The 20,156-nt window shown below is 57.9% G+C and carries 20 protein-coding genes; 6 read left to right on the top strand and 14 right to left on the bottom strand.

What is annotated here, in order from left to right; genetic code table 11:
• Positions 1 to 3 precede the first annotated feature (3 nt).
• Positions 4 to 678 (bottom strand): SDR family NAD(P)-dependent oxidoreductase, encoded by a 675-nt coding sequence (locus tag V1289_RS28140; RefSeq protein ID WP_334400690.1) that lies wholly within the window; start codon positions 676 to 678, stop codon positions 4 to 6.
• A 154-nt stretch (positions 679 to 832) separates the two neighbouring features.
• A complete protein-coding gene (locus V1289_RS28135; RefSeq protein WP_334400688.1) occupies positions 833 to 1,678 on the bottom strand; it encodes a crotonase/enoyl-CoA hydratase family protein in 846 nt (281 codons plus the stop codon).
• Between the two features lie 488 nt (positions 1,679 to 2,166).
• Between V1289_RS28135 and V1289_RS28130 the strand changes: the two genes are divergently transcribed.
• Entirely contained in the window at positions 2,167 to 2,841 is a 675-nt protein-coding gene (locus V1289_RS28130; RefSeq protein ID WP_334400686.1) for an SDR family NAD(P)-dependent oxidoreductase, read from the top strand.
• 61 nt (positions 2,842 to 2,902) lie between these two features.
• On the opposite strand, the gene V1289_RS28125 is transcribed toward V1289_RS28130, so the two are convergent.
• Positions 2,903 to 4,396, bottom strand: a complete 1,494-nt coding sequence (locus V1289_RS28125; protein ID WP_334400684.1) for a CoA transferase — start codon at positions 4,394 to 4,396, stop codon at positions 2,903 to 2,905.
• A 135-nt stretch (positions 4,397 to 4,531) separates the two neighbouring features.
• Between V1289_RS28125 and V1289_RS28120 the strand changes: the two genes are divergently transcribed.
• Positions 4,532 to 5,479, top strand: coding sequence for a LysR family transcriptional regulator (locus tag V1289_RS28120; RefSeq protein ID WP_334400682.1), 948 nt, complete (start codon positions 4,532 to 4,534; stop codon positions 5,477 to 5,479).
• A 31-nt stretch (positions 5,480 to 5,510) separates the two neighbouring features.
• On the opposite strand, the gene V1289_RS28115 is transcribed toward V1289_RS28120, so the two are convergent.
• From V1289_RS28115 to V1289_RS28090, 6 genes are read right to left on the bottom strand one after another with little or no spacing between them, the layout of a single operon-like run.
• Positions 5,511 to 6,224: an ABC transporter ATP-binding protein gene (locus V1289_RS28115; protein WP_334400680.1), complete on the bottom strand. Its 714-nt coding sequence runs from the start codon at positions 6,222 to 6,224 to the stop codon at positions 5,511 to 5,513.
• Between the two features lie 13 nt (positions 6,225 to 6,237).
• Positions 6,238 to 7,404, bottom strand: a complete 1,167-nt coding sequence (locus V1289_RS28110; protein WP_334400678.1) for an ABC transporter substrate-binding protein — start codon at positions 7,402 to 7,404, stop codon at positions 6,238 to 6,240.
• 37 nt (positions 7,405 to 7,441) lie between these two features.
• Positions 7,442 to 8,428, bottom strand: coding sequence for a branched-chain amino acid ABC transporter permease (locus V1289_RS28105; protein ID WP_334400676.1), 987 nt, complete (start codon positions 8,426 to 8,428; stop codon positions 7,442 to 7,444).
• Positions 8,428 to 9,345 (bottom strand): branched-chain amino acid ABC transporter permease, encoded by a 918-nt coding sequence (locus V1289_RS28100; protein WP_334400674.1) that lies wholly within the window; start codon positions 9,343 to 9,345, stop codon positions 8,428 to 8,430. The genes V1289_RS28105 and V1289_RS28100 overlap by 1 nt, the downstream gene beginning before the upstream one ends.
• On the bottom strand, positions 9,342 to 10,088 hold the full coding sequence (locus V1289_RS28095; protein WP_334400672.1) for an ABC transporter ATP-binding protein: 747 nt from the start codon (positions 10,086 to 10,088) through the stop codon (positions 9,342 to 9,344). Before V1289_RS28095 ends, V1289_RS28100 begins: the two co-directional genes overlap by 4 nt.
• Before the next feature lie 58 nt (positions 10,089 to 10,146).
• A complete protein-coding gene (locus V1289_RS28090) occupies positions 10,147 to 10,569 on the bottom strand; it encodes a (R)-mandelonitrile lyase (protein ID WP_334400670.1) in 423 nt (140 codons plus the stop codon).
• Positions 10,570 to 11,001: 432 nt separating this feature from the next.
• Between V1289_RS28090 and V1289_RS28085 the strand changes: the two genes are divergently transcribed.
• Together V1289_RS28085 and V1289_RS28080 are read left to right on the top strand one after the other, a co-directional pair.
• Complete coding sequence (locus tag V1289_RS28085) at positions 11,002 to 11,691, top strand: type 1 glutamine amidotransferase domain-containing protein (protein WP_334400668.1); 690 nt, start codon at positions 11,002 to 11,004, stop codon at positions 11,689 to 11,691.
• Between the two features lie 149 nt (positions 11,692 to 11,840).
• Positions 11,841 to 12,758: a LysR family transcriptional regulator gene (locus V1289_RS28080; protein ID WP_334400666.1), complete on the top strand. Its 918-nt coding sequence runs from the start codon at positions 11,841 to 11,843 to the stop codon at positions 12,756 to 12,758.
• Between the two features lie 409 nt (positions 12,759 to 13,167).
• On the opposite strand, the gene V1289_RS28075 is transcribed toward V1289_RS28080, so the two are convergent.
• The 4 genes from V1289_RS28075 to V1289_RS28060 form a co-directional block, all read right to left on the bottom strand.
• A complete protein-coding gene (locus V1289_RS28075) occupies positions 13,168 to 13,584 on the bottom strand; it encodes a hypothetical protein (protein WP_334400664.1) in 417 nt (138 codons plus the stop codon).
• A 253-nt stretch (positions 13,585 to 13,837) separates the two neighbouring features.
• Positions 13,838 to 14,527, bottom strand: coding sequence for an organomercurial lyase (gene merB, locus V1289_RS28070; RefSeq protein WP_334400662.1), 690 nt, complete (start codon positions 14,525 to 14,527; stop codon positions 13,838 to 13,840).
• Positions 14,528 to 14,824: 297 nt separating this feature from the next.
• Entirely contained in the window at positions 14,825 to 15,607 is a 783-nt protein-coding gene (locus tag V1289_RS28065) for an SDR family oxidoreductase (RefSeq protein ID WP_334400660.1), read from the bottom strand.
• A 440-nt stretch (positions 15,608 to 16,047) separates the two neighbouring features.
• Positions 16,048 to 16,545 (bottom strand): PaaI family thioesterase, encoded by a 498-nt coding sequence (locus tag V1289_RS28060; protein WP_334400658.1) that lies wholly within the window; start codon positions 16,543 to 16,545, stop codon positions 16,048 to 16,050.
• Positions 16,546 to 17,431: 886 nt separating this feature from the next.
• Between V1289_RS28060 and V1289_RS28055 the strand changes: the two genes are divergently transcribed.
• Positions 17,432 to 17,887, top strand: coding sequence for a hypothetical protein (locus V1289_RS28055; protein WP_334408022.1), 456 nt, complete (start codon positions 17,432 to 17,434; stop codon positions 17,885 to 17,887).
• A 500-nt stretch (positions 17,888 to 18,387) separates the two neighbouring features.
• Here V1289_RS28055 and acuI read toward each other — a convergent pair whose 3' ends face one another.
• Complete coding sequence (gene acuI, locus V1289_RS28045; protein ID WP_334400656.1) at positions 18,388 to 19,374, bottom strand: acrylyl-CoA reductase (NADPH); 987 nt, start codon at positions 19,372 to 19,374, stop codon at positions 18,388 to 18,390.
• 106 nt (positions 19,375 to 19,480) lie between these two features.
• On the opposite strand from acuI, the gene V1289_RS28040 reads away from it, so the two are divergent.
• Positions 19,481 to 19,903, top strand: a complete 423-nt coding sequence (locus V1289_RS28040; protein ID WP_334400655.1) for a winged helix-turn-helix transcriptional regulator — start codon at positions 19,481 to 19,483, stop codon at positions 19,901 to 19,903.
• The last annotated feature ends 253 nt before the right edge of the window (positions 19,904 to 20,156 follow it).

Genomic DNA, 20,156 nt, shown 5'->3' with positions numbered 1-20,156 from the left:
GCTTCAGACCGTCCAACCTCCGGCAAATGGAATAACCTGGCCGTAGAAGAAATCACTTTCGGGCCCAGCTAAAAACAACACGGTCTGAGCGCATTCCCTCCCGGTCGCGAGGCGGCCGGCAGGACATTCCGCAAGCCGCTGGCGGAACGCGTCGGTTTCCTGGTAGGCCTTCGGAAAATAGGTGGGATTCTCGACATAAGACTGCGCCGTCGCATTAACGTTGACGTAGGGCGCCACTTCCATCGCGACATGTCTCATGTAGCCGTGCTGGGCGGCGCGTGCGCCACCGTAGAGGGCCACGCCGCCGCTTCGACCCCGCAGACTGTCGGCACTGCCGACGACGACAATCTTGCCACGCTTCCGCTCCAGCATCTGCGGCAAGACAGCGCGCGTCAACCGATGCAGCGGGTAGAAGAGCCGCCGCATCGCATACTCCATGTCCTCATCGCTCTTTTTATGAACGGGGGCGTATTTGTGAGGGTAGGCAAAGTTGGCGATCAAGATATCGACATGCCCGACCTCCCGAATGAGGTCATCTGCGGCCCTGGAGATCGTAAGATCCCGGTCCACCGCGAAGACTTCGCCATCCTCTTCCCTGAAGAGTTTCACGATGTCAGCGCCAGCGTACTCATTACAGTCCGTAACGATCGCTCTCTTCCCAGCAAGCCTACCGGCCATTTTTTGTCTCCTGTTGTGTAAGGGTGATGCGGCTTTGCCTAGGACAAGAGAGTGTTCCTGCATTTGCGACAACATGGGGGCGCATCCGGCTCGCCCTTTCAGCGCGTCTGCCGCCCTGACTGTCGCTCGTGGCGCCCTAATCTACTCTCTCTAACTACCGACCTACAAATTTTCCGGGACGCCTCTCTACAAAACTTCGAATGCCTTCGACGGCATCTTCGCTGGTCCTCAAGCGGCTCTGCAGGTTCTGCAGTTCGGCGACGGCCTCATTCGGTCCCTCAAACACGGACCTTCGAACATTGGCAAGAGTGGCCGCCACCGCAAGCGGGGCCTGCGCCGCAATGCGCTCCGCCAACGCCATTGCACGGGCTCCCTCTTCGCCTGGCGCAACGATCTCCTGTACAAAGCCCAACCGAAGCGCTGTTTCGGCATCGAACTCGTCGCCGGTAAGCAGGAATCGTAATGCATTGCCCAGTCCCGCACGTTCGGCCATGCGGATCGTTGCGCCCGCGCTCGCCATGATCCCGCGCTGGACTTCGAGTTGCGCAAACCGGCAATCGGACGCTGCCACGACCATGTCGGCAGCGAGCATTAGTTCGATGCCTAAAGTAAAACAAATGCCTTGAACGGCGGCCACAACCGGCTTGTTGCGAAGCTTCCGCAGATTGACCGGGTCAATCTTATCGGAAGGAAATAGCGACTTGCCTTCAGCAAAGCGCCCGACAAGCTTACCGAGTTCGAGCCCGGCAGTGAAGTTCCTCCCGCTGGCGCGGAGAACGCCGCATCGGATGGCGCTATCGTTCTCCATCTGCGTGAACGCTTCCGAGAGTTCATCGAGCATCACCGCGCTGAATCCGTTCAGCTTTGCCGGCCGATCGATCGTGATTACCAGGATCGCGCCCTCCTTTCGGGTCAGAATGCGACCGTCGGTTGGATCTGGTTCTATTTTCATAGAGCGCTGGTTCCGTGAGCGTAATAAGGCTTCATAAACGTGTTCCAACGGTGCGTATTTGTGCGAAGGCTATTTGTGCACATGGTTGCTGCAACAGCAGCAGGAGTATTAGGTGCCTTGTTGCCCCTGAAAAAGACTTTGTAGGTTGCCAGTCATCACTTCCAGGTATGGCTGCTTTATCGCTCGAACGACTTCACAACCTGTGCCCCACTGTCCTGAAACGCTGTTGTGCGGATTGTTACCTTTTCCCGCAGACAATGTGCGACTCCGACGCCCGACGAGTGCATTTCCAGAGGTTAGATGCCCGCGTCGTCTCACGGCCGGAGCAGTCGAATTCAGAGACCGACCTTTCCATACACGCCAGCTATCGCTTCAAGCGAAGAAGGTCTTTGTCCGGCGCCGAAGCTCGCTCTAAATCGTTGAGCGTCGAGACGACGTGATCGACGGCGTCTCCTCACAGCAAGAACAACTCTCGTGCAACGCGACCAACGCTTGTTGGCCAGCTCGCTGCGCCAACAACGCAAAAGGAGATCGACATGGCAGGACGCCTTGACGGAAAGCGGGTCATAGTGACGGATTGCAATGAATACAACGGCGCAGACATCGTAGAACTCTTCAGGGAGGAAGGAGCGGAAGTCCTCGCCGATTCGCGCGACTTGACGGTTCCAACCGCATCCGACGAGCTCGTTCGTGAAGTCGGACGAGTGGATATTCTAATCGCGAATCTAGCGTACCCGCACAAGTTCGCGCCGGTGCGCGAGAAATCCGACGAGGATATGGAGTACGCCTTCAACCGGATCGTCTATCCACTTCACCGTTTGACTCGAGCGGTATTGCCGCAAATGCTGGAACGCAAGAAAGGCAAGATTGTCGTGGTGGGTAGCGCCGCAAGCTTGCGCGGGCGCCCCGGGGGCGTTTCGATCTATGGAGCCGCACGCGGCGCGCAGCACAGCTATATGAAGAACGCGGCCATGGAGGTCGCCCCGTTCGTCAACATCAACGCTACCGCTCAGACTTATGTGGACAACCTGACCTATTGGCCCCTCCAATATCGCGAGACCGAGGAATTTCGGCAACGTCTCGCGGAGTGCCCCGCGGAGCGACTTGCGACGGAACGCGAATGCGCACAAGCAGTCCTGTTTCTCGCTGGGCCGGAGAGCGACTTCTTTTACGGACAGATACTGCCATTCGCCGGAGGGTGGACGGTCTAATTTTGCGTGGCGGGGGCGTTCATTCAGCGATGGCGATGACCGCCCCTGAGTCGTGATCGGGCTATTGACGCGGAAGCCATTCCGGCCGGTTGGCCCCACGCGGAACAAGCGGAAAGCCAAAGTGTCCTGGCGTGCCGCTCATCTTCACCTGATCCGTGACGCCCTGATAATGCCCGCAGGGAGTTTCGGCCTCAAAAAGCTCCGGTATGGAGAACGCATGATCGCCGTCCGTTCCGGCAACGCGGCGTGCATAGGCTTTGTCGAACATTCCCAACTGCAGCAGCCAGAGGGACAGCCGGGCCAGCGATATGCGGACGCGATAGCTGCCTCCCTCTATAGCCCTGCGTCGAAGCGCGGCGATGGCGCCAACGGCGGCAAACCAGGAAGTGACATAGTCGTTGACCACAAACACCTCGGGCAACTTCGGGCACTCTGCCGTTCCTTCGAGAGCCAGAACGCCGGTAACCGCTCCAGCGATCTGATCGAAGCCTATACGATTTGCCCAGGGCCCTCGCGGCCCGTATATCGACATGTCGACGTGCACAATTCCCGGCCGCAGTACGGCGAGTTCGTGGCTCGACAGTCCGAACCTATCCAAAAACCCGGGTCGCCTATTGGCAAAGAACACGTCGGCGCCCGCTGCCAATGTCTTGAATCGTGCCAACTCGTCAGGGCGGGCGATGTCCATTATGGACGATCGCATTCCAACGTTTGAAGAGTAGTAGTTGAAATCGATTTCCATGTCGTTCGGCCGCCAGACGTTCAGAACGTCCGCTCCGTGATATGCCAGCGCGCGTCCGAAGCCCGAGCCGGCAATAACATGTGCGAGACCAAGGGCGCGAAGTCCATCGAGCGGCGCCTTGGGATTCGTCGTGAACGGCTCGGGCGCACTTTCTGCAATCTTCTCGATTTCGATTAGAGGCAGCTCCTCTACGTATCGGAATTGCTCCTCATGGAGAAACTCCTCGGCGCTTCGCACGATCGTGGCCTGAAGTCCCACTCTATTCATGGCGTTCTCGAGATCGACCGCATCCCATTTACGAACGACCTCGCCGATCGCGCGGGGATCGTCGTTGCACCCCAGAAAAGCGAGCGCCCTCGTTTTCAATGCCGGATAGATATTCATCAGAAGAACCCGACGCCCATCGCGCGTCTGATACATGTTAGTCGGCATGAACGGGGTGGTCGGATCCGTCGGATTGCCGGGAGCATAGCCGTTCAACAGTTCCCACTTTCGGTCGTTGAAGGGACACAGGCGCCGAAGCGCCATCCCGAGATCGAGCGAAAGATCTTGGCCGGCTCCTCCTCTGAACCGCCACAACTCGGCGATCGAAACCGCTTTGGCCATCAGGCCTACTGCCGCCATTGTTGCAAGCGGCAGAGGGCTGCTGACAATGGGATCACGCCCGGTGAAAGTGACCTCGCCCCCGGCAGACCCCAAATCGAGTCCGACGACCTCAAGGACCGCAGCCAGTTCACGCAGGGGATCAATCGTTCGATCATCCCGAATTGGAGAAGCCAGGGCTATTCTGATGCGCTGCGAAAGTTCACTCAATGCTTCCTCCATTTTCAGGCGCAGAGATGCAGGCGATTGAGCTCGCCTAAACATCTCGCCAAAAGGGCTTACGCAAACTTGCTTCCTTTGGAAAAGACTTTAAGTTCAGCCAGTCATACATAATGGGTATGGGACATGGAGCTTCGTCATCTGCGCTACTTCGTGGCAATCGCTGAGGAGGGCAACCTTACGCAGGCTGCCGAGCGGCGGCTTCATACGGCTCAGCCGTCGCTAAGCCGACAGCTGCGGGACTTGGAAACCGAACTCGGCGTTAAGTTGCTTTTGCGCGGACCGCGCGGGGTTCAGCTGACGGCGGCTGGCCGGGCCTTTCTGGACCCGGCACGCGCTGCCCTGCTGCAAGTCGAGGCGGCCACCGCGGCGGCTCAACGCGCGGCACGATCGGAAAAGGCGATTCTCGTTTTCGGCTTTCTCGCCGGCTACGAGATGATTTGGCTGCCAGATGTGATGCGAGTGTTGCGCGAGGATTTGGCAAGCGTCGAAGTCGTCATCCGCAGCCAATCATCGCCAGAGCTCGCGGAAGGCCTCCTTTGCGGCAAGATTGACGTCGCCTTTCTTCGTCCCGACAAAGGCGAGCCAGTCTTAGCCTACCGCACGTTGACGAACGAGCCGCTCATAGCGGCGATTCCGCGCAGTCATTCTCTGGCTGCAAGCGATACTGTTCACCCACAGGATCTCATGGGCGGTCCGCTCATCACCGTTGCTAGAGAGACCGCTCCCTATCTGAGAGCCGCCGTGGAGAGCTACGCGGCTCGGTCGGGCATGGTTCTCAATGTCAGCCACGAAGCGGAGAATCTGACAACGGCAATGTCGCTGATCGCTTCGACCGGCATACCCTGCCTGCTTCCGCTTTCCGCTGTTAATCTATTTCCGCCCTCGGTAATAGCCCGGCCGCTAAAAGCGCCCGTCCCCACCGTCGCCCTGGCGGTCGGCTACAACACCACGAACGCGTCCGAGGTACTCCATCGCTTCCTCGACAGGATCGAAGATCTCGTGAAGGACGTCACGAGGAGAACGGCAGCCAGCGTCGCAGCGGCTGAAGATCGACCGATCGCCGCCGCATAATCCTGTCTTGTTGGGTAGTCTAGGTCCGGACTCAATTGAGGTAGAGGTGCTGCAGCTGCTCCTCGCTTATCTGAGCCGGCGAAGCGTGCATCGCAACACGCCCGCGAGACAGAACGTAAACGTCCGTCGCGAGCATAAGAAGCCGCGGCACCGTTTGCTCCGCGACGATGACCGTGAGCCCGGTGTCGTGGTGGAGCCGTTGTACAACGTCAAAAACGCTCTGCACCATAATCGGCGAAAGGCCCAGGCTCGGTTCATCGAGGAGCAGCAAATCGGGTTCAGTCAGCAAAGCCATCGCGATAACGAGCATTTGGAGTTGCCCACCGGACAGAAGGCCAGCCCTGCGTCCGCGCATTTCGCGGAGAAACGGAAAATAACTGAATACCAGATCCAGCCGCCGACGGGCACTGCCTCTCCGCAGTAGCGATGCCGCGCGCAGATTTTCCGCGATCGTCAGGTCACGAAAGCATTGCCTCCCATCCTGGACCAGCGCGATTCCGTGCCTGGAAATCAAGGCAGGATGCCATCCATGAACCGCCTTGCTCTTGAAGGTTATCTCTCCTCCCGTGATCTCGCCTTGCTCGAACGGCAACATGCCGGCGATCGCCTTGAGTAACGTCGTCTTGCCGGCTCCGTTTGGGCCGAGCAAGGCGACGATGCCGCCTTTACCCACCTGCATATCGATATGCTCCAGCGCCGCGATGGCGCCGTCATAGCGAACGGAAACATTGACAACGCTGAGCATGTCCGTCCCGCCTTCAGCGCGCGTCGAACCAGTCGCCGACGGCTACAAATTCACCGTTCTTGATCACGGCGACACGCGCCTGTGTCGTGCCTTGGTGATTGCTGTAGTCTGCGGGCGGCGTGATCCCTCCTGTATCCACGTTTTTGAGGCCGACCATCTCATTTCGCACGCTTTTGCGAAACGCCGCGATGTCCTCAGGTACCTTGCCGCCGTTCTTCGCCACTGCCGCCTCGATGGCACGCGCCATCACGATGCCTTCGAACCAACCCCTCATGTAGAACACGTCTTTTTTCTCGACCTCATTTGTCTTCATGAACTGCTTGATCTGTTCCATGGCCGGGATTTGACTTCCGAAGTCAGAAAATACCACCAAGGCACGGTACCCTTCCGCGGCGGCCCCGAGTTGCTTCGGAATTGCCGGCCCCAAGCTGTTGGCGCTGCCCGCGAATTTGCTGGCGGGCAAGCCGACTTTCGCCGCATCGCGTAGCGCCACCAACACTTGAGGAGTACTGCCCTGCACAAAGACCAAATCAGGATCGAAGGCCTTTATCCGAAGCATTTGGGCCGTGATATCTTGAGCGTCAAAGGGAAACTCAATCGTCTCCAGTTTGAGACCCAATCTTTCTGCCTCACCCGACTGGCGTACGATACCGGTCGGGCCCCGGCCATATTCGTTGTCCGGAAATAGAATTACTGCTCGCTTGCCCCCACTTTTTGCGGCGGCGCGCAATGCGATGATGATTTGCTGCTCATAAGTCGGCCCCGGAATAAACATGTATGGCAGGTTTTTCGGATCCACCAGTTCCCCGGCCCCGGACTGGGTGATGAACGGAACGGCATCCTGATTAATCTGGTCCCGCAATGCCTTGGCTGCTCCCGTCGACCAACCGTTGACGAAGACAGCCTGCTCGCGATCGACACAACGGCGATAATTCCTCAACTCCTCATCAAGCTTGTAACGGCCGTCGAGCAACACCGTACGGACCTTGTGGCCGGCGATCCCCCCTTTGGTTTGGTTCAGAAATTCGAGGTAATCCCGCGCCGCATAGCTGATGCCGTTCACCAGCGCATCGGGTCCGGTCAGAGATCCCCAAATACACACGGTTATCTCGGCTGCCTTAACCGGTGCGGCGGCCAGCAACACGGCGGCGACCGTAGCCGTCCTAAAGAACGTTTTCATTTCGTTTCCTCCCTTTGCGATTGTTGCGTAATGTTATCTACGTTGCGGGTTGCTTCCGACTGCGCGCATCGCGTTGAAGCATCAGCTTTCTAAACAGGGCGCTCAATCCGCGCGGCTCGAATACCAAAAAGACGATGATCAATAGGCCAAAGGTAAATTCTCGAAGCGCCGAAAGAAGACTCGCAATCCCGAACGACTCGGCGATACGTTGAATGGCTTCCGGCAGCAGAGTGACGAACAACGATCCCAATAACGGGCCGGTCAACGAACCCAGCCCACCGACAATGATCATCGCGAGATAATCGACCGACAGCCCAAGCGTAAACGCCTCAGGATCGGCCAGCCGCGCGTTGAACCCCGACAGCGCACCGGCAATGCCGGCAAAAAAGCCACTGATAAGGAACGCCCAGATCTTCGTATGGGCCACATCGATGCCCATCCCCTTCGCCACGATTTCACCCTCGCGGACAACGAGGAAAGATCGCCCTAGGTCGGTATTCTTGATGCGGTACATCGCCCACCACGCCAACAACAGAGATAGAACGCATACCGTCGCAAACATGCGGTCATTCTGAATGACGACGCCCAGTACCCTCAGTTGCCGAATCGGCAAACCGGAAACGCCGTGCGTGATCGGTTCGAGGATCTTGAACAGATAATCAACGATGAACTGTGCCGCGAGCGTGGCGACTCCAAAGTAGAGCCCTCTCAATCGCAGAGCAGGAAGTCCGATCACTAGGCTCGCAATCGCCGAAACGAAACCCGCTGCCGGAAGCGCCAATATGTCCCAACCCGCATTCCCGAGATTGCCCGCGGTGTATGCACCCACCCCCATGAGCGCCCCTTGAGCGAAATTGATAAGCCCGCACATGCCCGTGAGCAGATTGAGCGCGAGCGCTCCTATAGCGGCGATAGCAACCGAAATGAGGAGATATGTCGCATAACGATCGAGCCAAGGGATGACGAAGAGCAACGCAAGAGTGAATAGAACTGCGAGGATGGTCGGGGACGAATGTCGGAGCATCACAACCGCTCCGTTCCCTTGCGGCCGAATATCCCCTGTGGCCGGACAAGTAGAATCGCGACCAAAAGGCAATAAGGCACGACCTGCTGAAGGGCGCCAACCGAGTACACACTCGTATAGGCACGAAGGAAGTTCTCCAGCATTGGCGTCAACATTCCGGCCGTCAGCGTCTGCAAAACACCGAGCAACAGACCCGCAACGATGGCGCCCGCGAGGCTATCCAAGCCGCCAAGCACGACCACCGAGAATGCCGCAAGGCCGATGCTGCCGAGACCAAGCGATAGCCCGTTCAAGGTGGCAAGCAGGGTGCCCCCCAGTCCGGCCAAAGCAGCAGACATCGACCAGGCAAAACTGTTTTGATTGCCGGTATGGATGCCAATTGCGAGCGCTGCTTTGGTGTTGTTGGCGGTACAGCGCTGCATCAACCCCAAGTTCGTGAAACGATAGAACGCGAGAAAGCCAAGGCTTAGACAGATCGAAAGAACTCCTGCCGCGATATAGTTGTACGTTATGAATATCCCGAACATGTCCAATGCGCCGTCGGGGAACAGAGCGGGATAGGCACGCTGATCGGACCCCCAAATCATGAGACAGACAGCATTGATAAGAATCATCATGCCGAGCGTCGCCATCATGACCGCGACGAGCGGCGCCCTCGCCATGGGGCGCAACATAAGCCGCTCCGCCGCCATCCCGACGATCGCCATTCCGGCGGCAGAGCCGACGACGGCGAGCGGTGTCGGAATTTCGGCCGCTCTCAGCGCGTAGGTCAGGTAAGCCCCGAGGACCAAAAAGCCACCTTGGCCGAAATTCACGACGCCCGTGCACTTGTAGATAAGCACGATACCTAATGCTATCAGCGAGTAGACGCTGCCGACGGCGAGGCCGGCGGTTATCAGCTGCAGAGCGAAATTCATGCTTCCCCCAGGTAGACGCGGCGCACCTCAGGATCCTTCTGCGCCTCCTGGCTTGAACCCTCGAAAATCTTGGCACCCGATGCCATGACGACGATTCGGTCGCATGTACTATTAACGACGTGCATCTTGTGTTCCACCATGATCACCGCGCATCCGATCCTGTCGCGCACCGATCGAATGACTTCTGCCATCGTTGCGCTTTCATGACTGGTCAAGCCCGCCACCGGCTCATCGAGTAATAGAAGCTTCGGCCGTGCGGCCAGGGCGCGCGCGAGATCGACTGCCTTGCGCAATCCGTATGACAACTTCTGGAGCGGCTGGTTTGCGATGTCAGTCAGACGCAGCGGACGCAGGACGGTCTCGGTCAACCGGTTTTCGCGATCGCGCTCGCTGCGCCAAAATCGCTCAAGCAGCCCCCGCGACGAACGGCCCGCCGCTTCACCGAGCTTGACGATGTCGAGAACCGTGAGATCGTGAAGCGACGATACATTCTGGAACGTCCGGACCACGCCCCTCCTGATGATTTCGTGCGGCGCGCGGCCGACCAATTGCTCACCGTCCCAGGTGGCACTCCCAGCGTCGACGCGGGATGCGCCCGAGATGCAGTTAATGAAGGTCGTCTTGCCAGCGCCGTTCGGACCGATCAGCCCCAAGATCTCTCCCGGAGAGACTGAAAGCGAGAGTCTATCGACGGCATGAACGCCGCCAAACCGAATTGATACGTCCGTCGCCACAAAGGTCATCGAATATCATTGTCCGGGCTAATTTCATTTGGGGCACGTTGAACAAAGTGGGAAAACGTCAATCCGGGAACACCGCCTCCTTCGCGTAGTCCGCCTCCGGCACGTGTTCCATCCATACCGTTCCCTCGCCTTGGTCGTTCTTTTCGGTAAGGGCCAAATGGACGTGGAGGTGATTGGAGTCGGCACCGTGCCAATGACGGACGCCAGCCGGAATCACAATCGTGTCTCCCGGCTGAATGATCCGTGGAGGCTCACCTTCCCAACCGATGCGGCCGACTCCCGACAGAACGTGAAGCGTTTGGCCGATCGTATGCGTGTGCCATGCGGTGCGCCCACCCGGAGCAAAGGTGACGCGAAACGCGCGCAGCTTCGACGGCAGCTGCCCTACAATTATTTCATCCTGAAACACCGAACCGGTGAAATTGCTCGCCAAAGCTTGCTTGGTGGCACGCGAAACCGCTCGGATAATCTTGATCTTCATCTTCGTCCACCGTTGCTGTTCTCTTGGGCAACTAGCCACGTCCGCTCGCGGCAGAGAAAGACTTTGTTTGGTCGGACGCATACTCGCGCGATATGGTGCAAAGCAGCGTAACGACAGTTCAGGTCGTCAGGTCAGACGACCAGCGCGAGCGCCGCCCGCCTCTCCGCAAGAAAGCTGAGTTCCGAGCTGCGCTTTTCTCATCGCCCGCACGGTCCGGGCGAATGCGGGCCACGAGTGCGGAATCCTTCGCTGCGCAAACCAACGTGACTGCGTTCGATACCCGCTGGGCATCGCGGCCGACGTAAAAAGTCTTTCGCAAGAACGTAGAGACAGGGTTACGTGTCGAATGTTCGATCGCACCGTCGTGCTCGGATCCCACTGACGTCATCCATCAAGATATCGTCGAATCCTCGCTTCCCTCAAGGAGAACGCATGCCCGCCAAAAAGCACCTGTTGATGGTCGTCACGAGCCACAGTGATATTGACGGAGAGCCAGGTACTGGAGTTTGGTTTCCCGAATTTTCGGAGCCATATTCTGTTTTTACTAAGGCAGGGCTTGAGATAACGGTTGCGAGTCCACGTGGAGGTCCTTCGCCGGTTGACCCCCGTCGCTACCCCAGTGCCGAACACATCGTGGAGGTACGTGACGCACTTGAGCGAATGAACGCTACTCGACCTCTTGCCCGGATTCGGGAGTCCGATTTCGATGGCATCTTCATGCCTGGGGGACACGGCCCAATGTTCGATCTTGCCGTCGACCCGCCCTTCAAGGCGCTGGTGCGCGATTTCTGGCTTGCGAAGAAGCCGGTGGGCGCTGTTTGCCACGGGCCGGCGGCTTTGTTGAATGTCACCCTTGATAACGGATCGACGCTCCTCAATGGGCGTCGTGTCACAGGTTTTACGAAGGGCGAAGACGCCCTCGACGCCCTCTTCAAGCACATGCCATTCTCCCTTCAAGAAAGAATGATGGCCGAAGGTGCAGTATTTATCGAGCAGCCTCCAAGGACGGCGCACACTGAGACCGATGGAATGTTGGTCACCGGGCAAAATCCTGCGTCGGCGATCGCGACCGCCGATGCCTTTTTGGCCATACTCATGGGAGATAGCCACTCCGGCGCCTGAACAGGCAACGTTCCGCCGTACCCCACTTTTTTCGTCCAGAAGCAAACCCCGGCTCTCGTGTGAGGAGGGCGCCGAAAGAACCCGCCCTCTCGGACGACCTCTGTTTTTCCGAGCGATGAGCAGCGATCAGGGCGATCCGGCGAGGTTTCATGGAATTAAAGAATCTTCGATACTTCGTCGCAGTTGCCGAAGCAGAGAACCTGACTCACGCCGCGGACGATAGACTGCCAACCGCTGACCCTTCGGCCAGCCGACATATCCGCAAGCTCGAGTCGGACTTCGGCGTCCTGCTGATGGCGCGTGGTCCCCAAGGCATGAAGTTGACTCCGGCGGGTCGTGCATTTCTCGACCACGCGCGTCTTATTTTGTCTCAAGTCGAGCGGGCTCGCGAAGCCATGCAGCAGGTCAGCCAACCTGCAAGAAACTCGTTTACGCTCGGTTTTCTCGTGGGATATGAGACGGCATGGTTGCCCGAAGTGGTAAGAATTCTTCGTCCAGAACTCAAGGAGATAGACCTGGTCGTTTACAGTCGTTCCACGGTGGAACTAATGCGCGCCCTGCTTGGCGGCGAGATCGATGCGGCTTTTCTACGTCCGGAACCGAATTCGCCGAGACTGACCTTCAGGCCCCTCGTACGAGAGCCGATCGTAGCTGTGCTCCCGAGCAACAATCCTCTCGCGAACCGTCGATCTATTCGGCCTCAGGACCTTGCTAAAGAAGACTTCATCTCAATTGCGAAGGCGTCCGGTCCGACGCTTCGGTCGATGGTTGACGAATATGCTGCACAATCTGGAATCGAGTTGCGGCACACCTGCGAGGCACACGACCTTCCTACCGCAATTTCTCTGGTCCTATCGACCCCGGGGGTTAGCCTATTGCCGCGCTATGCGCAGAACCTACTGCCTTTGTCGGCGGTCATCCGACCCCTTCAAGGGCGGGCCCCAGAAATTGCTCTGGCGATCGGCTACAATACAACAAAGGTTACTCCGATATTGGAGCATCTGCTTTCTCGATTGGAGGATTTGGTGACTTGGGCTACATCGCATCCATCGATAGCAAAAGCTTGAGATTGCCTGCGATCGTCCACCCAACATGATCCGAACCGTGAAACACTCTGGCGTCGTTGAGTCGCTGGATCCGGCGGGATGGCCGTGACCGAGGCGAACAACTTTTGTCCGGTAGCGGGCCAGCGCAGCAATTCGCGAAGGGAATCCGCTAGGCGGCAAATCCTAGCCGATCCTCCTCGACCGGATTAGCCGGCAGAGTGACTGCAACGGAATGGGTCCGCTTCTTCAGATGATAGGAAGCAGCCAGAGAACGCCGCGACGCGTTCCGAAGCCCATCCTGATGCGCCCAGCTGCTGCAGCCCTATTTCCGCGCAGCGGTGATCAAGGCGGAGCAGGCCTGACGCGAAAGGCGACGATTTCACGATGTCCTCGTCGCGCCCGATACCCACCTCTCGGCAAGCCGTTCGTCTCAGCTGCCTTGCGCCGGTTGCGGCATTTCAGCGGAGGCTTCCGTGGCGGTCCAGTCGCCAGCCCAATCACCATCACGCAGCATCTCGTCGCCGCTATGAACGGTAAATTCGACGAACACAGTCTTCTTGGGGACGCCCAGCAGCTCGCTGCAGAGGTCGACGATGCGCAAACCCAGTTCGAGACGTCGGTCGAGCGAGCGGCCACGCCGGGTCTCGACAAGCACCATCGTGATCGGCTCCGGTCCGTCCGCGCCAAGGTGGAACAAGTTGTCCTCGCCAAGCTCCGCAATCCCGACATTGGGACGCCACAACTGCGTCTGCATCACGTCAGCGTAGAGACAGCACAGGCGAGCCGCGAGGTCTCGCTTGGTTTGCGATGGATAGGTTTTGGCAAGGTCGAGATGCATATACGGCATGGTCGGATTTTCCTTTCAGTTTAGCAATTTCTCTGATGGCCTTACTTTGGCGATCCGCGTTTCGTCGTCTTGCGCTCACGCATTTATTGAAAAGCCAAACCGAATTAGTATGTATGAATAAATATTATGGCGGCGGTCCGCATCGAACTGCGGCGCGCGACAGACGCGAGTTTCTGCCAAACCTTGCCATCAGCATCTGCCGCCTCCGCGCCCTCTTGCTTGAAATAATCTGAAATCACGCAGGGCATGAAGCTTAAAAGTTACCGTCCCGGCTTTCCAATCTCCAAAACGCTCCAACTAAGCCAACTTTTTCGAATATCTCGATTGCCTCCCCTACGGACCACTTGCGCCAATTTCGGTCGCAATGATGGGCGTACCATTCCCGCCCAAGATCCTGAACCTGGGTAATCGGGACAGCCGATCCGACTGGAATTCCGTGTCGTTCGCTCCAAATCTGCACGTCGGACTCGTGCCGGAAAGGCAGAACGGTGGCGCAAAAGTGGTGAACGTTGTCCCATGCTGCTCGTGGAGGAACGGCAAAATGCACCCACAGATCTTTCTCCTCGACCTCGCCCTTTACGATGTGGATATCGATGTCTTCCATCTCGCCGCCAAGTCTGGCGTGGATCACCGCGTTCCCACCCACCAAGGCGGCAATTCCGCAGCCACACCAGATACAAGGGGCCCACCAACCCTGATCGCCGTTCTGGACCCACGTCGCCGTCGGGGAGACGGAGAACGGGTGGATCACCCAGGGCTCGCAAACATGGGGATGCAATACGACGCCGTGGCTTTCGGCCAGGCGGGACAGAGACTTTTCGATTTCCTTGACGGGCTTTGCCAGGGCGACCGAGACCTCATGCCGGCTTGGCGCACGGCCTGTTTGACGCAGTCGATCGATGAAAGCATGGTGGACTTGCGCATCCAAGGGAGCAGTGTGCATCGGATGGTCTCCTGGGTATTGAACTTCTAAAGCTAACCGTGACAATTCTCGGGGTTGGCGGGCGTAGTCTAACCAGCGTGACGAGAGTTGTGTTCTCGAATGGGTAGCAGTTCGTACAGTTGCCACTTCCACGTCGGTTTAATTTCGAAAGTGCCTCTTGAACATAGGCGTAGCCGCCGCTTGAGCTCCACCTGAAGCAAGTCCGCAAGCGTCGCCGCCCGCCGCGGCCTGCTCAGTATCTTTGTGCTACCGGTTTAGATGAGCCTCACTATCGTCTCAACTTCGCCACCCCGCACGTCAGCCGAAGGTCCCGGCATAGGAACCGCCGTCCAGCAGCAGGTTCTGGCCGGTGATATAGCCGGAGGATGCTGCGCAAAGGAACGCGCATGTCAGCCCGAACTCCTCGGGAGATCCAAAGCGCCCCGCGGGAATTAGTTCAAGCATCGCGCGAGCCGCGGCTTCGACATCGCTCCCGTATTGGCGGGCCAGGTATTTCTGGGCGGCCGGCAGGCGGTCAGTCGCATGAGGGCCAGGCAATAAGCTATTGATCGTTACGTTGTGGCGGGCGACTTGCCGCGCAAGACCGGCGACGAATCCGGTCAGCCCTGTGCGGGCGCCATTCGACAGCCCCAGGAATGGGATCGGCGCCTTGACTGCGCTTGAGGTTATATTGACGATGCGCCCGAAGTTCCGTTCGATCATTCCGTCGATCGTGCGGCGGATGAGCTCGATCGGGGTCAGCATGTTCGCGTCCAATCCGGCGATCCAATCCTCGCGCGACCAATCCCGAAAGTCACCCGGCGGTGGACCGCCCGCATTAGTCACGAGGATATCGATCACAGGGAGGGTCGCCAGAGCGGCATCCTGCCCGTCGCGAGTGGTAATGTCGCAGGCAACCGTGTTCACCGGAATGCCAGCCGCTTGTTGAATCTCGAAGGCCGCGGATTCGAGCGCCTCCCGGTTTCTGGCGTTAATTGTCACGTTGACTCCTTCGAGTGCCAACGCCATCGCGCAGGCTTTGCCCAAGCCTTTGCTTGCCGCACACACCAAGGCATGCCGACCGGCGATCTCAAGGTTCATTCAATGGCCTCCTTTATGCCAAACATGTCTCTTAGGCCGGGATTTATCCGAGGCGATCACGACTCTTTACTGCGAGAGATGCGCGACGCTCATGCCGGGTCTGAGCGAATGCAGAGGGAGGCAACAAGAGCGACATGGGTGGCGTCGGCTATGGCGCGCTTGGAGGTCACCCCGGAAGGCCCTCTCATAGGAATGGTGCTGAGTGGCATCACAATTTCTCAAACACGTGTCTAGGGCCTGTCAATGGCAACAGCAGCGGCCTATTCGCAACCATCGTTGCAGTATCGGTTTACTGTTGGTGGCGGTCCCGCCTTCGTGGCCCGGCAAATTTGCGCGAGCGGTGAGGACTCCGTTTCCAATGATTCGGTCCATTTGACGCGCTGGCCGGACGCCACTCGCGCGACCAAACCCTAGGGTTCGACTGTCTGCGCGAACGTCCCTCAGGAAGCCCCTTCCCGCACGACATGGGAGGTGGTCGTCCCGTGGGCCAGAAGCCTACCCGCCGCGTCGAGCAATCTGCCTTCGGCTATGGCCATCTGCCGACCGACGTGCAGCGTCTTGCCCTCGCCGCGCACGACCCCCGTATCGGCGGACATCGGCCTTATGAAGTTTATCTTGTATTCAAGCGTCACGGCGGAAAGGCCTGGCTCGAGCGAAGTTACGATGGCTGCAGCCATACAGGTATCGAGCAGCACCGCGGCGTAACCTCCATGGACTAATCCCAAGGGATTGTAGTGCTCCGCCGTCGGTATCGCGGTTAACGCGACGAGTCCAGGCGCGGCGGCCTCGATGTTGATATCAAAAAGCTCGAGCATCGGCGGACGCGCCAAGGAACCCTCTATGAGCGCTCTGAAGTATTTGAGACCTGAGAAAGAGGAGATACCCTCGTTTGCAATAGGATGGATGCTCTTGCCCTCCAATCGTTCGCCCTCGGTCATCACTGTATTCATTGGCATGCAGCACCTCCCCGTTGGGGCGACCTGACCACCTCGGATCTAGCGGCGCTTGGCCGCAACGGGTCCGTCCTGGAAGATCCGTCCGTGGGTTGCAAAGAGTCCGGAAACTGAAATAACGAACTGTGGCCGGAATCCGGATAGATGACCAGTTGGGCGGTAGGCGTTGTCTGAGAGAGCGTGAACGAATTGATGGTCGGAACCATGAACTTTATCATCATCCTTGTCCCACTGCGCTTTCAAACGACATCCTCGTCATGTATTCGTTCCGGGATTACGACTGCATGTGCCGAGACTGACGGAGTGAACGGCTCGGTAGGTCACTTCGGCTTGAGACATTTTCTTCTCTCTCTCCATGGATATCAGCGTGTGACCACGGGTGTGAGGTCGTAAATGCCACCTTTTCGGTCATGGCTACCGTGACGGTCGATCGCATCGTTGCAACACGATAATTCGAACTGCTGGACGTCGCGTCATCCCCGTCGGAAAAGCAACGGAATTCTCCGTGCTGCCCGACAGAAGATGGAAATTCACCGCGCCGCGGGCGCATTGCAGTACGATAATCATTCCATCTTCCTACCCTGCGATGAATACATAGCGATCAGCCCTGTTTCAAGCGTCTTTACAGCGCGCTTTGGATCGCGGCTAAGCTGCTTGAATCCCAGACCTTGATCAATGAGGTTTTTAGATTAGCTGGGTTCTGGGGCGCACGAAGAGAGTCGAGCGATAGAGCGGAAACCGTGGAGAAAGAAGCAAAGACTGACGCCGAACTCGAAGAAATGATCCTTCAGAGACTGGTCATCGTCAGTGTTTTCGCAACGGTACGGCCGGACGCATCGCTCGTCCAACGCCCCACTGTGAATAGGACATCGTGAGCATTCCAATGAAGCCGTCCAGAAAAAGACCGCCGTTCGCTTTGTGGTGGTTTTCTGTTTTGCTTTTATTGAACGGCTGTGGAGGGGCAGAACCTGAGTGTGATTCTTTGGACACGCATAATGCAGTAGTCAAGATCATTTCGGGCGACAGCAATAATGCACTTGTCACATACGCTGTCAAAAATTCGAATTCGGTTGCGGCAATGGCGAGTAATGCGAATACAGAAGCTGAAAAATTAGCGATTTTGGAACGAGCGAGACAAGGCGCGGTATATAGGTTGGAGGATACAATCCTTATAAATTCGAGAAACAGGGCAACGCGAGAGATTACTTGTAGTGGGTTATTGTATGTGACTGTTGGGGATACGATTGCCCAAAAACAAGTAGGTTTTAAAGTCGAACGGACGACGGATGGAAAGATGTCCGTTTCAGTCGATCCGTTTTTGTTTTAGCGCTGGCCTGTCCACCGGCATGGCGATGTTGGACCACTAATGTCTTCGCACCCGCCCGAGCGAATTCCGGACCGATATCCCTTTCGACCATCGCCAGTACAAGATCCATCGTCGCGGTCATGCCGGCCACGGCGCTCAGCGCAACCCTTCGGAAGGTTGTTATCCGATCGAGGGTGGCCGACGGGCCGCTCACCGATTTCCGGGTTTCCCTGGACCGGGACTCTGATGCGTCCGAAACCGTCGCGGCAGTGCTTGTTGGCCCCTACGGGCGTCCCGTTCTGTATCACAAGCGACAGTTCGACTGGTTATGTCGGACGATAACGCTTTGCTGGGTTCTACGATCACGTCAAGGTTTTGCTCCCGTCCGAAGCGGACGGTAGCGAATACCGGGATCGGTTGTCCGAGTTCGCCGTATCGACTGCGAACTCCGGGCGTCCAAGGGCTGCCGTCGACGAGATCTGGTTCGTCACCTGATGCCGCCGAGCGGTTGGCAGCGAAGATCAGGCATTGACGTCGACAACCGTGCGGCCCTGGACTTTGCCAGCAAACATTCGCCGCACGACATCGGGAACCTCGGCGAGGCCGACCACCTGCGTCGTCCGGGCGAGCTTGTTCGGATCGAGATCGCGTGCCAGACGCGACCAGGCCTCGATCCGCACCTCTTGCGGGGCATTAACGGAGTCGATACCCGCAAGGGTGACGTTCCGGAGGATGAAGGGCAGGACCGTTCCCGGAAGATCGACACCCTGCGCCAGCCCGCAGGCGGTCACGACGCCGCGATACTGCGTCTGCGCCAGCACGTTCACAAGCGTGCGACTGCCGACGCTATCGACCGCGCCAGCCCAACGCTCGCGCGCGATAGGAGCTCCCGGCTCCGAAAGCGTTTGCCGATCAATGATCTCGGTCGCGCCGAGATCGCGCAGATAATCCGCTTCCCCAGGACGCCCAGTCGATGCAATGACACGATAGCCGAGATCGGACAGGATCGCGATCGCAATTGAACCGACGCCGCCATTTGCGCCGGTGACGAGGATGTCACCGCGCTTCGGCGTGAGGCCGCCATGCTCGAGGGCCAATACCGACAGCATCGCCGTGTAACCAGCCGTGCCGATAGCCATGGCGTCCTTTGTCGAAAAAGGTGCCGGGAGCTTGACCAGCCATTCGCCTTTCAAGCGCGCCTTCTGCGCGTACCCTCCGTGATGGGTCTGGCTCAGCCCCCAGCTATTGGCGACAACGCGGTCTCCGACAGCGATGCCGGGATAGGAGGATTTCTCCACCGTTCCGGCCAGGTCGATACCTGGAACCAGGGGGAACTGTTTGATGACCTCCGTGCCCCCGGTAATGGCAAGGGCGTCCTTGAAGTTCACAGTCGAATATTCGACGGCGACCGTAACATCGCCGGGCATGAGGTCTTGCTCATTCATTTCGACCACGCTCGTCGAAATCTTTTCATCTTTCTTTGCCGCAAGCAGCGCTCTGAAGGCCATCTGATATCCCGCATCCATTTTTCAGTGGACGCCGAAGTACGATGGTGGCAGTCATACCACAAGAGGGTACAATTATCGCCGGTACTATCATTTATGTAGGTATCTCATGCGCCCCAAAAGACTCGATCCGAGAAGCGGTTGCTCCGTCGAAGTGACACTCTCCGTCGTTGGCGGCATCTGGAAACCGACGATTCTCTTTCATCTCTTTACCGGCAAAAAGAGATTCATGGAGCTCACCCGGGCCATCCCCAATGCCACGCAGAGGATGCTGACACTTCAGCTACGCGAATTGGAAGCTGATGGAATCATTGTGCGCCACGTATTTCCCCAGATTCCGCCAAAGGTAGAATACGAAATCTCTCCCTCTGGCCAGAGCCTCGGTCCCCTATTAGTCTCACTTCGCGAATGGGGGCTGCATTATAGAAACTCAACACAAGGCGCTTCTCAACAAAAACACAATCACGGCAACGAAGTAGGCGCTCGACCGCTAAATTCATGCATGGTGAAGAGCCGAGCGATGGGCCGATGAGGTGCGCGCGGGCTGAAACACAGCTTGGGATTCCGGCGCCCTATCGAGATCGCCCGTAGGCTGTATTGTTCGAGCCGAGCATCTTGATGACGGCCTCAACCTGCTGCATCTGCTCAGACAAGCTGGCGTGCTCCTGCCCGTTCTCGAGTATCTCCACGCTAAGCTAGGCATACAGCCGTTCAAGGGCGTAGGTCTGCCGCGCATAGGTGTCTTCGTTGTCTCCGGAGAAGATGGAGTATCGTTTTCTGGTTCC

Origin of the sequence: Bradyrhizobium sp. AZCC 2289 (assembly GCF_036924615.1) — a bacterium.
Classification (GTDB): Bacteria; Pseudomonadota; Alphaproteobacteria; order Rhizobiales; family Xanthobacteraceae; genus Bradyrhizobium.
This window is presented reverse-complemented; position numbering and strand designations above follow the sequence as displayed.

Bases quoted from the DNA above. Each gene is read 5' to 3' on its own strand.
- merB (WP_334400662.1), bottom strand. From the start codon at position 14,527: ATGCACACTGCTCCCTTGGATGCGCAAGTCCACCATGCTTTCATCGAT.
- V1289_RS28090 (WP_334400670.1), bottom strand. From the start codon at position 10,569: ATGAAGATCAAGATTATCCGAGCGGTTTCGCGTGCCACCAAGCAAGCT.
- V1289_RS28115 (WP_334400680.1), bottom strand. From the start codon at position 6,224: ATGCTCAGCGTTGTCAATGTTTCCGTTCGCTATGACGGCGCCATCGCG.
- V1289_RS28140 (WP_334400690.1), bottom strand. From the start codon at position 678: ATGGCCGGTAGGCTTGCTGGGAAGAGAGCGATCGTTACGGACTGTAAT.
- acuI (WP_334400656.1), bottom strand. From the start codon at position 19,374: ATGGCCTTCAGAGCGCTGCTTGCGGCAAAGAAAGATGAAAAGATTTCG.
- V1289_RS28130 (WP_334400686.1), top strand. From the start codon at position 2,167: ATGGCAGGACGCCTTGACGGAAAGCGGGTCATAGTGACGGATTGCAAT.
- V1289_RS28095 (WP_334400672.1), bottom strand. From the start codon at position 10,088: ATGACCTTTGTGGCGACGGACGTATCAATTCGGTTTGGCGGCGTTCAT.
- V1289_RS28110 (WP_334400678.1), bottom strand. From the start codon at position 7,404: ATGAAAACGTTCTTTAGGACGGCTACGGTCGCCGCCGTGTTGCTGGCC.
- V1289_RS28065 (WP_334400660.1), bottom strand. From the start codon at position 15,607: ATGAACCTTGAGATCGCCGGTCGGCATGCCTTGGTGTGTGCGGCAAGC.
- V1289_RS28085 (WP_334400668.1), top strand. From the start codon at position 11,002: ATGCCCGCCAAAAAGCACCTGTTGATGGTCGTCACGAGCCACAGTGAT.
- V1289_RS28120 (WP_334400682.1), top strand. From the start codon at position 4,532: ATGGAGCTTCGTCATCTGCGCTACTTCGTGGCAATCGCTGAGGAGGGC.
- V1289_RS28080 (WP_334400666.1), top strand. From the start codon at position 11,841: ATGGAATTAAAGAATCTTCGATACTTCGTCGCAGTTGCCGAAGCAGAG.
- V1289_RS28105 (WP_334400676.1), bottom strand. From the start codon at position 8,428: ATGCTCCGACATTCGTCCCCGACCATCCTCGCAGTTCTATTCACTCTT.
- V1289_RS28100 (WP_334400674.1), bottom strand. From the start codon at position 9,345: ATGAATTTCGCTCTGCAGCTGATAACCGCCGGCCTCGCCGTCGGCAGC.
- V1289_RS28060 (WP_334400658.1), bottom strand. From the start codon at position 16,545: ATGACCGAGGGCGAACGATTGGAGGGCAAGAGCATCCATCCTATTGCA.
- V1289_RS28040 (WP_334400655.1), top strand. From the start codon at position 19,481: ATGCGCCCCAAAAGACTCGATCCGAGAAGCGGTTGCTCCGTCGAAGTG.
- V1289_RS28075 (WP_334400664.1), bottom strand. From the start codon at position 13,584: ATGCCGTATATGCATCTCGACCTTGCCAAAACCTATCCATCGCAAACC.